This window comes from uncultured Desulfovibrio sp., from assembly GCF_944324935.1.
GTDB lineage: Bacteria > Desulfobacterota > Desulfovibrionia > Desulfovibrionales > Desulfovibrionaceae > Desulfovibrio.
In genome coordinates this window covers 51,150-64,426 of sequence record NZ_CALUYG010000005.1, presented here as the reverse complement: position 1 = coordinate 64,426, position 13,277 = coordinate 51,150, and the positions used below count along the sequence as shown (strand labels likewise).

The 13,277-nt window shown below is 60.0% G+C and carries 13 protein-coding genes; 12 read left to right on the top strand and 1 reads right to left on the bottom strand.

Annotation, left to right across the window (positions count from 1 at the left end; genetic code table 11):
- Position 1 precedes the first annotated feature (1 nt).
- The gene (gene trbJ, locus Q0J54_RS02275; RefSeq protein WP_296303693.1) at positions 2–799 is read left to right on the top strand and encodes a P-type conjugative transfer protein TrbJ; all 798 of its coding nucleotides are present in this window, start codon (positions 2–4) and stop codon (positions 797–799) included.
- Positions 800–854: 55 nt separating this feature from the next.
- On the opposite strand, the gene Q0J54_RS02270 is transcribed toward trbJ, so the two are convergent.
- Positions 855–1,208, bottom strand: a complete 354-nt coding sequence (locus tag Q0J54_RS02270) for a hypothetical protein (RefSeq protein ID WP_296303691.1) — start codon at positions 1,206–1,208, stop codon at positions 855–857.
- Here Q0J54_RS02270 and trbL point away from each other — a divergent pair.
- Genes trbL through topA form a run of 11 tightly spaced genes read left to right on the top strand, consistent with a single transcriptional unit; the run spans position 1,207 to position 13,276 of the window.
- Positions 1,207–2,307 carry a P-type conjugative transfer protein TrbL gene (gene trbL / locus Q0J54_RS02265; RefSeq protein ID WP_296303690.1) on the top strand — a complete coding sequence of 367 codons (1,101 nt, stop codon included), beginning with the start codon at positions 1,207–1,209 and terminating at the stop codon, positions 2,305–2,307. The genes Q0J54_RS02270 and trbL overlap by 2 nt on opposite strands.
- 20 nt (positions 2,308–2,327) lie before the next feature.
- Entirely contained in the window at positions 2,328–3,050 is a 723-nt protein-coding gene (locus Q0J54_RS02260; RefSeq protein ID WP_296303688.1) for a VirB8/TrbF family protein, read from the top strand.
- On the top strand, positions 3,050–3,973 hold the full coding sequence (gene trbG, locus Q0J54_RS02255; RefSeq protein ID WP_296303687.1) for a P-type conjugative transfer protein TrbG: 924 nt from the start codon (positions 3,050–3,052) through the stop codon (positions 3,971–3,973). The genes Q0J54_RS02260 and trbG overlap by 1 nt, the downstream gene beginning before the upstream one ends.
- A complete protein-coding gene (locus tag Q0J54_RS02250; protein ID WP_296303686.1) occupies positions 3,970–4,476 on the top strand; it encodes a hypothetical protein in 507 nt (168 codons plus the stop codon). Before trbG ends, Q0J54_RS02250 begins: the two co-directional genes overlap by 4 nt.
- Positions 4,473–5,681 carry a TrbI/VirB10 family protein gene (locus Q0J54_RS02245; RefSeq protein ID WP_296303685.1) on the top strand — a complete coding sequence of 403 codons (1,209 nt, stop codon included), beginning with the start codon at positions 4,473–4,475 and terminating at the stop codon, positions 5,679–5,681. Before Q0J54_RS02250 ends, Q0J54_RS02245 begins: the two co-directional genes overlap by 4 nt.
- A 14-nt stretch (positions 5,682–5,695) precedes the next feature.
- Positions 5,696–6,151 carry a hypothetical protein gene (locus tag Q0J54_RS02240; protein WP_296303684.1) on the top strand — a complete coding sequence of 152 codons (456 nt, stop codon included), beginning with the start codon at positions 5,696–5,698 and terminating at the stop codon, positions 6,149–6,151.
- Positions 6,148–8,151, top strand: coding sequence for a type IV secretory system conjugative DNA transfer family protein (locus Q0J54_RS02235; RefSeq protein ID WP_296303683.1), 2,004 nt, complete (start codon positions 6,148–6,150; stop codon positions 8,149–8,151). Before Q0J54_RS02240 ends, Q0J54_RS02235 begins: the two co-directional genes overlap by 4 nt.
- Positions 8,152–8,153: 2 nt before the next feature.
- The gene (locus Q0J54_RS02230) at positions 8,154–8,690 is read left to right on the top strand and encodes a S26 family signal peptidase (RefSeq protein WP_296303682.1); all 537 of its coding nucleotides are present in this window, start codon (positions 8,154–8,156) and stop codon (positions 8,688–8,690) included.
- Entirely contained in the window at positions 8,690–8,875 is a 186-nt protein-coding gene (locus Q0J54_RS02225; RefSeq protein WP_296303681.1) for a hypothetical protein, read from the top strand. The genes Q0J54_RS02230 and Q0J54_RS02225 overlap by 1 nt, the downstream gene beginning before the upstream one ends.
- On the top strand, positions 8,862–11,138 hold the full coding sequence (locus Q0J54_RS02220) for a zincin-like metallopeptidase domain-containing protein (RefSeq protein WP_296303680.1): 2,277 nt from the start codon (positions 8,862–8,864) through the stop codon (positions 11,136–11,138). Before Q0J54_RS02225 ends, Q0J54_RS02220 begins: the two co-directional genes overlap by 14 nt.
- Positions 11,135–13,276, top strand: a complete 2,142-nt coding sequence (gene topA / locus Q0J54_RS02215; protein WP_296303679.1) for a type I DNA topoisomerase — start codon at positions 11,135–11,137, stop codon at positions 13,274–13,276. Before Q0J54_RS02220 ends, topA begins: the two co-directional genes overlap by 4 nt.
- Position 13,277: the final 1 nt, after the last annotated feature.

Below are 13,277 nucleotides of genomic sequence, written 5' to 3'. Positions count from 1 at the left end.
CATGAAGAAAGGGATACTGACGCTTTGCTGGCTTGCTCTTGCGGCTCCGGCATATGCCGGAACCGTCTATTGCACGAACTGCTCCACGTCCGCCATGCAGGCGTTGGAACGGGCCATTGCCGACTCACAGCTTGCGGAACTGAAGACGGCCTATGACCAGTATGTGCAGCAGACGGCCGCGCAACTGCAAATGGTACAGCAGAATATCGAGCAATATGCCAACATGGTGCAAAACACCGTACAGCTTCCGGCAAACCTCATCGGCGAAATATCCGGCGAACTGTCCAAACTGGGGAAGATAACCGGCACGCTGAACACCCTCCGCAATGACATTACAGGCATGGCCGGCGTTTTTGACGAGTTGTACCGCACGCGGGACGAACTCAAGGAACTGGCGAACATGCCCAAGGAACTGCTGTCCGGCGAAGGTTCGACCAGGTATGAGGGCTATTGGGACAACTGGTCGAAGCGGGTGGATGACGCCGCCAAGTCCACGTTCCAGCTTTCCGCCAGCCAGTTGCAGGAGCTGGAAAACTCCGGGCAGCTTGAGGACTACATCAACCGCCTGCTGTCCACGCCGGACGGCCAGCAGAAGGCGATCATGGCGGGCAACCAACTGGCCGCGCTCCAGATTCAGGAATCCCGGCAACTGCGCGAACTGGTGGCCACCAAGTTCCAGTCGGATCTGTCTGAACAGCAAATGCGGCAACGGCAGAAACAACTTTCGGAGGAGATCAACCGAGCCAAGACGGATTTCTCCTCACTTAACTTCACTCCCAAGGATGACCCGCGCTACTGATGCAGAAAAAAGGCGGCCTCGCCATTGAGGCCGCCCCTGTGGACTATTCGGCAAACTATTTTGGACACTCTATGCGTTTATACGCTCTACCTTCTGTCGGCGATGTCTGTTTTTTCTTGCTCACCATGAAAGACTCATCGGTGATGGATTCTCGTAAAATATATCGAATGGTTTCTCGCTCTTTAAGTTTTGGATGCCTTGTTTTCATAATAATATGTGTATCTGTTTCTTCAAAATTTAGCTCAAATTCAACATCGTTTGCAATTTTTTTATAATAATTATCATTTATTTCATAGTTGCTTCCATAGGATCGCCAACATCCTTTCAGTTTATCAATGTCAGAATCGGCATTGCAGACGCCAATGGAGAAAAGCACCATGCAACAGGCAAGCAGAATGATTTTTTTCATGGGGATACTCCTTGTGGTGTGTGTTTTCTTTTCCGAAAACGCCAGTGCCGCATCTGGAGCAAATTCTGACATAATTGCTAACATTGTCAATAAATATCGTGAGCAATCTCAACAAATTATCAGTGTAACGACAAAATATGCCCAGAACCTCTTTGGTCTCTGTGTCGTGCTGGAAATAGCCTGGCTGGGCGTCAATGCTGCACTGGGCAGGGCGGATATGGGGGATGTTATCAAGAAATTCTGCATCACTCTTGTGGTGTGTGGTTTCTTTCTTGCGGTGATCAACAATTTCTATCCCTGGACACAGCAGGTCGTGAACGGATTGCAAGACATTGCCGGAGAGGCTGTCGGTTCAAATGATTCCTCTGACCTCGCCTTCAAGAAAGGACTCCAGCTATGCAACGATATGTTTACAGCAATAGATGAGATGGATTTTATGGATGATGCCGGATTAATATTGCTGTGGATTTTTACTCTGCTCATTGTTCTTGTCATTTTCTGCATGATTGCGGCTCGTGTCATCGTCTACAAATGCGAAGCACTCATTGCTATGGCCGCCTCTTGTATCCTGTTGGGCTTCGGCGGTTCCAGCGTCATGCGTGAATTTGCCATGAATACCCTGCGCTACATCCTGTCCGTGGGCTTCAAGCTGTTCACCATGCAGCTCATCATCGTCGCCGGCTACCAGTTCATCACTGATCTGGTGATGCAGGAGCCTGACGTGCCTCTGGCCCTGACCATCCTCGGCTGCGTCATCGTGCTGTTTGTCCTGCTCAATACGCTGCCCGGCATTGTGGCCGGGCTGGTTTCCAGCGCGTCCGGCGGTTCCGGCACTGGCCTCGGCGCTCTGGGCAAGACCGCCCTCGGCGCGGCTGCCGTTACCGCCGCCGGGGCCTATGCCGCCGGTCGCAATGTAGGCATGGCGGCCTCCATTGCCCGCGCGGACGGGGCAACAGGGCTGGGCCTGGTGAGCGGCACGGCCCGGAACCTGTGGAACGCCTCGCGGGATTCCGCGCACAACAGGGAGGATCGCCAGAACACTGTGGGTTCGTCGCTGCGGACGATGCTTGAAGCCACAAGGTCGAAAAATCTCAAGTGAACAGGGAGGGAGGATATTCCATGGGATTCTTCAAGAAAAAAGCGCCGGTCGAACCGGAAGGCGAAAAGCGCCCCTCTTCTGCCGGCAACCCCTATCTCAACGCCCGCACGGAATGGCTGGAACGCTATGGCTCGTACATCAGCCGGGCCGCGCAATGGCGCGCCGTGGCCTTCATCACGCTCATCATTGCCGTGATGTCCATCGCCTGCAATGTGATCCAGGCAAATCAGGTGAAAACCGTGCCGTACATCATCGAAGTGGACAAGCTCGGCAAGTCCATCGTGGTTAACCGTGCGGACACGGCAAGCGCGGCCCCCCTGCGACTGGTACAGGCGACCATTGCCAACTGCATCCAGGAATGGCGCACGGTCACTGCCGACATTGAGCTGCAACAACAGATGATCCAGCGGCTTTCCTTCTTTTTTGCCGGAAGCGCCAAGGGGGTGCTGAAGGAATGGTACGCCACCAACAATCCCTATGAGATCGCCAAGGCCGGGCGGCTTGTCCATGTGGAGATCAAGTCCCTGCCCTTGCGCGTGTCGGAAAACAGCTACCGCGTGGAATGGCTGGAAACCACCCGTTCCCACGCTGGGGCCACGCTGGAATCCCGCATGTATGAGGCCACCGTCACCATCCAGATCACGCCGCCCACGTCCGAAGCCGTACTGATCCACAATCCCGGCGGCGTCTACATCACTCAACTGTCGGCAAGTCGCATCTTTGCCGCCTCCAGGAGCAACTGATGAAAAAGCTGATCCTTGCCCTGCTGTTGGCCCTGCCCTCCCCTGCCCTTGCGGCGCAGGCGGCGCAACCGTCCGGCTATCCCCCGCAACTGGACTACGGCTCCGGGGGCACGGCGTCCGCAAAGCCCCTGCCGGATTATCTGGGGCTGGATACCGTGCCGCTGACCAAGGGCGAACAGCGCGCCCTGCGCCTCTCGCGGGAATGGACGGGGCGCGGGCCTGCGCCGGTGCTCTCTTTTTCCGGCAAGCTGATCTACGTCCACGGGGCCAGTATGCCCACCATCCTCGCCTCGCCCATGCAGGTCTGCGACGTGGAACTCCAGAAGGGAGAGAAGGTGCACGAGATCGTCATCGGCGACTCGGCCCGCTGGATGATCGAGAGCGGCACGGTCGGAACAGGCTCCGGGGAAACCGTGCATCTGTTCATCAAGCCGGTGGATGCCGGGCTGGAAAGCACGGCCGTCGTCACGACCGACAGGCGCGTGTACCATCTGCGCCTCATTTCGCAACGCTCCGGGCACACGCCCTATGTGGGCTTCACTTACGCGGATCAGTTGAAAATCGATCTGGCCGAACGGCGGGCGGCCGAAGTGCGCGCGGCGCACTGGAACTCCACCGAGGTCGAGGGACAGCGCGTCGATTTGAGCAAGCTCAACTTCGGCTATGTGGTCAAGGGGAAAGCCGCCTGGAAGCCGCAACGGGTCTATGACGACGGACAGCAAACCTTCATCCGCCTGCCCGACGGGAACAAGACGGCTGAAATGCCGGTGCTGCTCGTCCGCAAGGGCAAGCAGGATGTCATGGTCAATTATCGCGTCGCGGACAAGGCCATGATCGTTGACGGCATCTTTGACACCATTTCCCTGGTGCTGGGCGTCGGCTCGGCGCAGGAAGAAGTCATCATCAGCAGGAGCGGGAAATGAAGCGTCTTCTTTTGCTCATCCTCTGTCTGGGCCTCACGGCCTGCGGCTACAAGGGACTCGGCGGCTCCTTTGTGGGCAGCCTGCCGGATGCCGACGCCACGGCGGCCATTGCCTCGGATGCGGCCGCCTTTCTGGCCTCGGAATACGCTCCGGGCCATACGACGATTTTTGTGCCGTCCCCGGAAAAAGATGCCCAAAACGGCTTCTCGACCGCCTTTGAGGCGGCATTGCGGCAGCGCGGCTTCAGCGTTTCCCCGGAAAGCGGCGGAAATGCGCTCACCGTGGCGTATACGCTGGATGATCTGAAGGGGGAAGACGGCAGCAACGGCGGCGCATGGTATCTGCACCTTCGTATTTCCGACGGACAAGCCTTTGCGCGTTCCTACCTGCCTTCCGGCCGTCCCGAAGCCGGACGCAGTGCCACCACGCTGGAAAAGGGCCTCGGCGGCAGGCTTTCGGACAAGGCGTCCGACACATTTGACGCGGCCAGGGAGGCCCTATGAGCGGTGATGCCTCGCCCAACGGGCTGCAACTCAACGCGCAACCCCGCATCGCCAGAATGGGCAAATGGCCCATTTACGCCGTGCTGCTGGCTCTCCTGATCCTGGGGGCCGTGCTCGTATACAGCGTGAATTTCGCCCACGATCAGGAGGAAAAGGAGGAAACCAAGGAAGCCGTGGTGCGGGAGGAAGACAAGCCGCTCTGGTTGGTGGAAGGCTCCGGGCTGGCGCTCAACCCCAACGGAGACAGGACAAGCGGCGTTCTGGCTCCCGAACGTCCGCAGGAGCCTGTCGTCATCATCCAGCGCAACACGGAAGAGCAGAAACAGGTCGATCAGGAGGCCGAAAATATCCGTCGCCAGCGGGCGCAGGCGTATCTTTCCGCGCTGTCCGCGCCGCTCATGGCCAAACGCGAAAAGCGGGAGGACGGCGGGCAGGCCGCGGCCCCTGCGGCAGGCGGCGGGAACGCCGGGATGGATACGATCTCCGCCGATCCGGTTTCGCAGGGTTCCTATGATCCCGCCGCCGACAGGGACAAGGAAGCCTTTTTCTCGCGGGCGCGCAAGGATACCTCATGGACGCTTGCGGAACAGCGGACGGCGGGGATGCCGCTGGAACTCAAGACCGGCGCGGTCGTGCCCGGCGTGATGCTGACCGGCATCAATTCGGACTTGCCGGGCAACATGATCGCGCAGGTATCGCAGAACGTCTATGACACGGCCACGGGGCGGAACCTGCTCATCCCGCAGGGGGCGCGCCTTTATGGCGTCTATGATTCCCGCGTCGTCTACGGTCAGCAGCGCGTTTTGATCGCCTGGAACCGCATCATCTTCCCGGACGGGTCGTCCATGTCCATCGGGGCCATGCCCGGCGCGGATATGGCCGGCATGGCGGGTTTTTCCGACGAGGTAGACAATCACTATCTGCGGATTTTCGGCTCGGCCGTGCTGATGTCGCTGGTCACGGGCGGCATGGCCTACGCTATGGATTCGGCCAACAGCAACGTCGGTTCCTCGGATAACGGCACGTCCATGCAGGATGAGATGACCTCGGCTCTGGCCGCACAGCTCGGCCAGACGACGACCACGCTCCTGCAAAAGAATCTGAACATCAAACCGACGCTGGAAGTGCGGCCCGGCTATCAGTTCAACATCGTGGTGACAAAAGACCTGGTCTTTCGGCAGCCCTATCAGGCATGGGGACGCTAAACATGGGGGAAAGCATGGCTGACGAACAAAATAAACGCTGGCTTGTCACGCTGAATCTCAACAATACGTCTTTCGTTTCGGAAGAAGAGCTTATTGATAAAGATTTTCAGCGGGAAAATACGAACTGCATGATTTGGGGAATCGGCAGCACAAGGGAAGATGCCGTCAAAAATGCTGTTGATAATTTGTTGGTCGATGATGTGTTGCATTGTTCACTGTCAGATTCCGATCTCTGTGACTTCGTCGAAAACCACGGAGGTAGGGAAGCCGTTATCCACTCATGGTTCGATGACGATGGCGATCCTCATTTGCTACCTTATGGGGAGGTGCTGGCGGATTTTTGCAAGCGCCACAACCTTTCCCAAGCGGCACGCTTGGAGCTTTCCAATTTATTCAGCCTTTCCTGGAAAAGGGGTGATACTCCCGACATGTTTCTCCCCTCGCCGGGCAAGAACAGGAGGGGGGTATGAAGCACAACTACGGTATACAGGAAACAGCCGCAAAGGGCGGCAAGGGGCTGAAAACCGCCCTGCTGCTCTGCGTCCTCGCGCTTGCGGGCCTCGCGGCCATGTGGACGGCAACGGAAAAGGCGGCGTTCGAGTACGGCTTTCAGCCCGCGCTCGGCAAGCCCCTGTTCGTGACCGGCGGCTTTGCCTGGTATCCGCCCTGGGCCATTTTCTCGTGGGCGGACGCGCTTGACCCGGACGTGCTGGACAGGGCGCAGACGCTTGGCCAGATCGTCTTCATCCTGCCGCTGCTGCTGGGCGGCGCGCTCTATGCCGCCTCCCGCAAGCAAAAGGGCAATGCCACGCTGCACGGTTCGGCCCACTGGGCCACCAGGGCGGAAATTGAGGCCCTGTCCTATTTTTCCGGCAAGGGCGTGTACGTCGGCGGCTGGTGGGACAAGAAAGCTCGGCAACAGCGGTATCTCCGGCACAACGGGCCTGAACATATCCTGTGCTTCGCGCCCACGCGCTCCGGCAAGGGCGTGGGCCTGATCCTGCCCACCCTGCTCTCGTGGCCCGGTTCGTCCATCGTTCTGGACATCAAGGGCGAAAACTGGGCGCTGACGGCCGGCTGGCGCAAGCAGCAGGGCCATACCGTGCTGCGGTTCGACCCCTCCGATGCGTCCGGCTCCGGCTGCTGCTTCAATCCTCTGGAAGAAATACGCCTGACGACGCTGGAATGTATCCAGGATGTCCAGAATATGGCGCTCATGCTCGTTGACCCGGACGGCAAGGGGCTTGACGATCACTGGACAAAGGCGGCCTTTGCCTTCTTCTCCGGGGTGATTCTGCATTGCTGCATCACGGTAAGGGCATATCAAAACCGCACGGCAACGCTCAATGACATCGTGCTTATGATGTCCGCCGAAGATAAGGACATCAAGACGCTGCTTCAGGAGATGATGCAGGAACCCCATGACGTGCTCATGGATGGCTTTGCTCCTGACGCGGATAAGCGCGTCGGTGCCGCCTGCCATACCTTCATTGCATCCTCGGCCAAGGAAATGGACTCCAAGGCGGAAAACGAGGCATCCGGTGTCCTCTCCTCGGCGCTGGTCAACATGGCCCTGTATCGTGATCCCATCGTCGATCTTAATACCCGTACATCCGACTTCCGCATCCATGACCTCATGAACCGCGACAAGCCGGTTGACCTGTTCCTTGTGGTCAGTCCGGCGGCCATTGACCGGGTGCGGCCGCTCATGCGCCTGATCGTCGATCTTATCATCCGGCGCATCTGCGCCTCGATGGAGTTCAAGGACGGCGCAAGCGTGGCCGCCTACAAGCATCGCTGCCTGTTGATGCTGGATGAGTTCACCTCGCTGGGCAAGCTGCCCATTGTCGAAAAGGCCATTGCCTACATCGCCGGATACGGCGGCAAGATGTATATCATCGTTCAGGATACCAAGCAGTTGAACGGCGTATACGGCAAGGACAACGCCATTATGGCCAACTGCCATGTCCGTATCGCCTATGCGCCCAACGACCCCGAAACAGCGGAACTGCTGTCGAAGATGACGGGCCAGACGACTGTGGTGGAAAAAAAGGTGTCCATCTCCGGCGGCAAGGGGGGCACGTCTCGCTCCACCAGCATCTCGGAGACCGCCCGGCCCCTGCTGACGGCCGATGAATGTATGCGCCTGCCCGGCGCACAGAAAAATGCGGAAGGCAAGGTGACGGCTCCGGGGCACATGCTCATTTTCACGGCCGGCAATTCCCCCATATACGGGATGCAGATACTCTATTTCCTTGACCCGGTCTTCAGCCGCCGGGCCAAGATTCCCGCACCGGGCATTACCCCCCGATTCCCCGCCGGCATTTCCGACTCCCTGTACCATCCGCGCCCTGCGGACTGGTACGGGGAAGGGGAGGCCGTCGAACCGACAGCGGCACAGCCGGAAGCCCCGAAAACCGCGCCGGAAGCACAGCCCGGAAAGCGGTTTGCGGATTTCCTTGAGGGCTGATCATGAAACGCCTTCTTCCCCTTGCCTGCTTTTTGCCCGCTTTGCTCATGGGCCTTGTCGCCCTGGGACTGACCGGCGGCTATGCCGTCAACGTCACCCCCTCGCTTGAGCGGGGCATCTACAAGGCTTCGACGGCGTCTCCCTCCCGTGGGGACATTGTCGGATTTTGCCTTGACGGCGCAGGCGCGCATCTTGCGGCGGAACGCGCCTACCTTGCGCCCGGCTCCTGCACGTCGGGACTCCGGCCGCTGCTGAAGTATCTGGCCGGGATGCCGGGGGATGTCGTCACGGTGACGCCGGACGGCATCCTTTGCGGCCCTGCCGCCGGGCCGCGCTGCCTGTGGCCCGTCAAGGCTCTGCCCGTCGATTCGCAAGGCAGGCCCCTGCCCCCTTCCCTGCTGCATGACGGCGTCATCCCCGCCGGGCAAGCCCTTGTGCTGACCGCGCATCCCGGCGGATTCGACAGCCGCTATTTCGGCCTTGTGCCGCTGGCCGGGCTGACAACCTATACCCCCTTTTTCATGACAGGAGGTCGCTGATGGACAAGGAATATGCCAATGCCGCCGCGCGTGATGCCTTTTTGCAGGCGGAAGACGGCTTTGCCGTGGAACTCGACCCGGAACTGGCCGACGCCCTGGGGGCGTTCACGGAAGAGGCCCTGACCCTTCAGGATATCCTGGAGGACATTCAGGAGGCGCAGGAGGGCACGGATGTCGGCGAGTAAAGCGTTCCATGAAGAGTTTGCCGCCAGGGTCATCGCCATGCTGGAAAACGGCACCGCGCCCTGGCAAAAGCCCTGGACGCCCGCGAAGGAACTTGCGCCCTACAATCCCATTTCCGGCGTCACCTACAGGGGCGGCAACCGCCTGTGGCTGTCCATGCTCTCCACGGGCGATCCGCGCTGGATGACGTTCAAGCAGGCCGTCAAGGCGGGCTACAAGATCAGGAAAGGCAGCAAATCCGTTCCCATTGAGTATTTCGTCACGCAGGTGACGGAAGACAGGCTGGATGAGAACGGTCGCCCCGTCCTGGATGAGGACGGCAATCCCGAACGTGTGACCCGGCATTTGGAGCGGCCCATGCTCAAGATCCATCGGGTCTTCAACGCGCAGGATGTCGAGGGCTTGCCGCCCCTCGAAGTGTCCAAGCCGCTCTATGAATGGGAACCGCTGGAAAAAGCGGAGGAAATCCTGTCCAGGTCGGGGGCCGTCATCAAGCACGATCAGGCGGATCGCGCGTTCTACAGCATTGCGCGGGATGAGATTCATCTCCCGCCCAGGAGCAACTTTGACGCGCCCGACAAATACTATGCCACGGCGCTCCATGAGCTTGGCCACTGGACGGGTCACGAAAGCCGCATGGATCGTCCGTTCGGGGTACGCGGTTCGGAAGGCTACGCCAAGGAGGAACTGCGGGCGGAAATAGCCTCCTGGATGCTCGGACAGGATATCGGCGTGGGGCATGATCCCGGTCAACATGCGGCCTATGTCCAGTCATGGATAGCCGACTTGAAGGACGATCCGCTTGAGATACTCCGCGCCTGCCGTGATGCCGAACACATCAAGGAATACCTGATGGGCCTTGAGCGCGAGCACTCGCTCCAGACGGAACGCGAAGCGGACAACGAAAAGGGGCGGCGTTCGGCGGTTCTGGACAGGGGCGTTCCCGATGTCGGGCGCGAACCGTCACGGGCCGCTCCGGCTTCGGAAAAAACGTGGCTGGCCGTCCCCTACTCGGCCCGGCGGGAGGCAAAGGCCCTCGGCGCCAAATGGGATGCTCGCGAAAAGCAATGGTATTGCCCGGAAGGAGGCGATTTGGCTTCCCTGCAAAAGTTCATGCCGGGGGAAAAGGCCCCTGCGCCGGAAAAAACATGGCTGTCCGTACCCTACAGGGAGAAAAACGACGCCAAGAGTCTGGGGGCGAAGTTCGACTGGAACGAAAAACGCTGGTTCGCGCCGGAAGGTGTTGACCTTGGGCCGCTGCAACGCTGGCTTCCCGCCGTGGAACAGGATCGGCAGGAGCATCTTGAGCCGGCGCAGGAATTTGCCGTCAAGCTGGCCGAACTCGGCCTTGACCTGAAGGGGCAACTGCCTGTCATGGACGGGCAGATCCATCGTGTGCCGCTGCTGGCCAAAAACGGCCGGGGTCTTGACGGCGCATACTGCCTCCATGCCGACGGCATCCCGGCCGGCTGGGCGCAGAATCACGTCCAGGGCGACAGAGTCAAGCTCATTGCCTCCGGCGTGAGGCTTTCTCAGGCCGAAATGGAGCAACAGCGCGCGGAACGTGCGGCCCGGATTCAGGCGCAACAGCAGGCCCGTGCGCTTGAATACGACAATGCCGCCGCCCGCGCTCAAAGGCTGTGGGACAGCTTTGGACCCGCCGGAGATCATGCCTACCTGCAAGAAAAGGGCGTTGAGGCGTTTGGCATCAGGCAAGTGGAAGTGGAAGCGGGCAAGTCGCGTCTGGTTGTGCCGCTCCACAATATCGACGGTGAGTTGCGAGGCTATCAAACCATTGATGACGACGGGCGGAAAAGATTTTTCGCGGGCATGGAAAAGCGCGGCAATTTTTGTCTGCTGGGCGACGAGGGCAAGGACTTGTCGCAAGCGGAGATCGTCATTTGCGAGGGCTACGCGACGGGGGCCAGCATCCACATGGCCACGGGCGCGCCGGTGGCCGTGGCCTTTGATGCGGGCAATCTCAAGCCGGTGGCCGAAGCCCTCAGGGAAAAGTATCCCAACGCCGCCATAACCATCTGCGCCGACAACGATCACGGCAAGGAACAGGAGACGGGCAGGAATGTGGGCGTGGAAGCCGCCCGCGACGCCGCCCGTGCGGTTCAGGGCAAGGTCAGGATCCCGATTTTCACAGCCGATGAAAAGCAACAGGGTTTGACGGATTTCAACGATTTGCACAAGGCTCGCGGGCTTGATGCGGTGCGGCGTCAGCTCGGCCGGGCGCAGGAAAAAGGAGTGGAGCGATGAAGCTGCTGATTGTGGAAAGTCCCGGCAAGATCAAGAAGCTGCAAAGTATTTTGCCGGCGGAATGGCGGGTGGCCGCCTCCGTGGGCCATATCCGCGATCTTCCCCAGGAGGGCTACGGTCTTGAGCCGCCCGATTTCCGGCCGGTGTATCAGATCACGCCGGAAAAGAAGGACGTGGTGGCCAGACTCAGGACGCTGGCCGCGGAAGCGGATGAAGTCTATCTGGCCTCCGACCCTGACCGCGAAGGTGAGGCCATTGCGTGGCATCTCAAGGACGTGCTCGGCCTGTCGGCCTGCAAGCGCGTGACCTATACGGCCATAACGAAAGACGATGTCGAGGCCGGCATTGCCGCGCCACGCGACATTGATATGGCCCTTGTCCATGCCCAGGAGGCCCGCCGGGCGCTGGATCGTCTCGTGGGCTACAAGGTTTCCGGGCCGCTTTCCCGCGCCTGCTCGGAAAGCCGCCTGTCGGCCGGTCGCGTCCAGAGTCCCGCCGTGCGGATCGTCGTTGACAGGGAACAGGAGATCAGGTCGTTCGTCTCCACCACGCATTACGGCGTGGAACTGACCTTTGACCGCGTGGAAAATGTCTCCGAAGGCTGGAACGCGGTCTGGCTGCCCAGGGAAGGCTGGCTGGATGAGGACAATCCCTATGTGCTTGACAAGGCCGTGGCCGACAGGGTGGCCGCCGTCAGAAGTCTGGATGTCCTTGCCTTTGAGGAAAAGGAGGCTGCCACGGCTCCGCCCGCTCCGTTCACCACCTCCAGCTTGCAGCAGGCGGCGGGAAATGCGCTGAAATTCACGCCCAAAAAGACGATGGAGCTTGCCCAGAAGCTCTATGAAGCCGGACACATCACCTATATGCGGACGGACAGCCCGAACCTGTCCGAAACAGCCATAGCGGAGATTCGCGCCTATGCCGATGCCCGGGGGCTGCCCCTGCCGCCCGCGCCCCGAACGTGGAAAAGCAAGGATGGGGCGCAGGAGGCCCATGAGGCGATCCGGCCCACGCATATCGACGTGGAAGAAGCCGGAGAAAATGCGGATGAACAGGCGCTTTATGCGCTTATCCGGCTGCGCGCGCTGGCCAGTCAGCTTGCCGATGCGGTCTTTGCCGTGCGAGTGGCCCGCCTTGGCGCGGATGTGGACGGCAGGCAGGCGATCTTTGAGGCCAGAGGCCGCACGCTCGTGCATCCCGGCTGGAAACAGGTCTTGGCGGCCGATGCCGCCGATGATGAGGATGCCGAACCGTCCAACAGTGTCCCCCTGCTGAAGGAAGGGGCAACGGCTGTCGTGCAACAGGGCACGGTCTCCACGAAAAAGACCAAGCCCAAACCGCGCTACAAGCAGACAACGCTTATCCGGGAAATGGAACGGCGCGGTATCGGTCGTCCGGCTACCTATGCGGCCATTCTGGACAACATCATTGTCCAGAAAGCCTACCTGCGGGAGGAAAAGGGCTGGCTAGTGCCCACGCCACGGGGCGAAGCCATTGTGGCCGCCATGCAGCCTGTCTTTTCCTTCATGAATCTTGATTTCACCAAAAGACTTGAGGACGCCCTTGACGATGTGGCCGGCGGCAAGACTTCGTATGCCGACTGCGTGGGCCTCGCCTATGACACGCTCATGGCCGAACTGGCCACGTTCCGCGAAAAGACGGCTGTCCCCTGCCCCGCCTGCGGGAACAGGGACACCTTCTATCACAACGTCAACCCTGAAAGGGGCTGGAATTACTGGAAGTGCAAGGAGTGCAACGCCTCGTTTGAGGATGACGGCGGCCGCCCCGGCTCCAGAAAGGAAAAGAAGGAGATCCCGCTGTCGGAATTTGACTGCCTCGCCTGCGGTTCCGCCAAACTGCGCCGCATTACGGGCACAAAGAACGGCGCGGCCTACGATTTCTTCAAATGCTCGGACGACAACTGCGGCGCGACGTTCAACGCCGTTGACGGCAGGCCCGTTCCGCGTGAGGAACCGACCCTCTCCGAATTTGCCTGCAAGCAATGTGGCAAGCCGCTGTCCGTCAAGCCTACGCGCAAGGGAGGCATCTACTTCTCCTGCACGGGCTATCCCAAATGCAAGCAACGGTACTGGGCAAAGGACGACAACTCGCCGGATTATGACAATCCCCCGAAATAAG

Excerpts from the sequence above, each read along its gene's own strand:
- trbJ (WP_296303693.1), top strand. The coding sequence starts at position 2 with ATGAAGAAAGGGATACTGACGCTTTGCTGGCTTGCTCTTGCGGCTCCG.
- trbL (WP_296303690.1), top strand. The coding sequence starts at position 1,207 with ATGGGGATACTCCTTGTGGTGTGTGTTTTCTTTTCCGAAAACGCCAGT.
- Q0J54_RS02270 (WP_296303691.1), bottom strand. The coding sequence starts at position 1,208 with ATGAAAAAAATCATTCTGCTTGCCTGTTGCATGGTGCTTTTCTCCATT.
- Q0J54_RS02260 (WP_296303688.1), top strand. The coding sequence starts at position 2,328 with ATGGGATTCTTCAAGAAAAAAGCGCCGGTCGAACCGGAAGGCGAAAAG.
- trbG (WP_296303687.1), top strand. The coding sequence starts at position 3,050 with ATGAAAAAGCTGATCCTTGCCCTGCTGTTGGCCCTGCCCTCCCCTGCC.
- Q0J54_RS02250 (WP_296303686.1), top strand. The coding sequence starts at position 3,970 with ATGAAGCGTCTTCTTTTGCTCATCCTCTGTCTGGGCCTCACGGCCTGC.
- Q0J54_RS02245 (WP_296303685.1), top strand. The coding sequence starts at position 4,473 with ATGAGCGGTGATGCCTCGCCCAACGGGCTGCAACTCAACGCGCAACCC.
- Q0J54_RS02240 (WP_296303684.1), top strand. The coding sequence starts at position 5,696 with ATGGCTGACGAACAAAATAAACGCTGGCTTGTCACGCTGAATCTCAAC.
- Q0J54_RS02235 (WP_296303683.1), top strand. The coding sequence starts at position 6,148 with ATGAAGCACAACTACGGTATACAGGAAACAGCCGCAAAGGGCGGCAAG.
- Q0J54_RS02230 (WP_296303682.1), top strand. The coding sequence starts at position 8,154 with ATGAAACGCCTTCTTCCCCTTGCCTGCTTTTTGCCCGCTTTGCTCATG.
- Q0J54_RS02225 (WP_296303681.1), top strand. The coding sequence starts at position 8,690 with ATGGACAAGGAATATGCCAATGCCGCCGCGCGTGATGCCTTTTTGCAG.
- Q0J54_RS02220 (WP_296303680.1), top strand. The coding sequence starts at position 8,862 with ATGTCGGCGAGTAAAGCGTTCCATGAAGAGTTTGCCGCCAGGGTCATC.
- topA (WP_296303679.1), top strand. The coding sequence starts at position 11,135 with ATGAAGCTGCTGATTGTGGAAAGTCCCGGCAAGATCAAGAAGCTGCAA.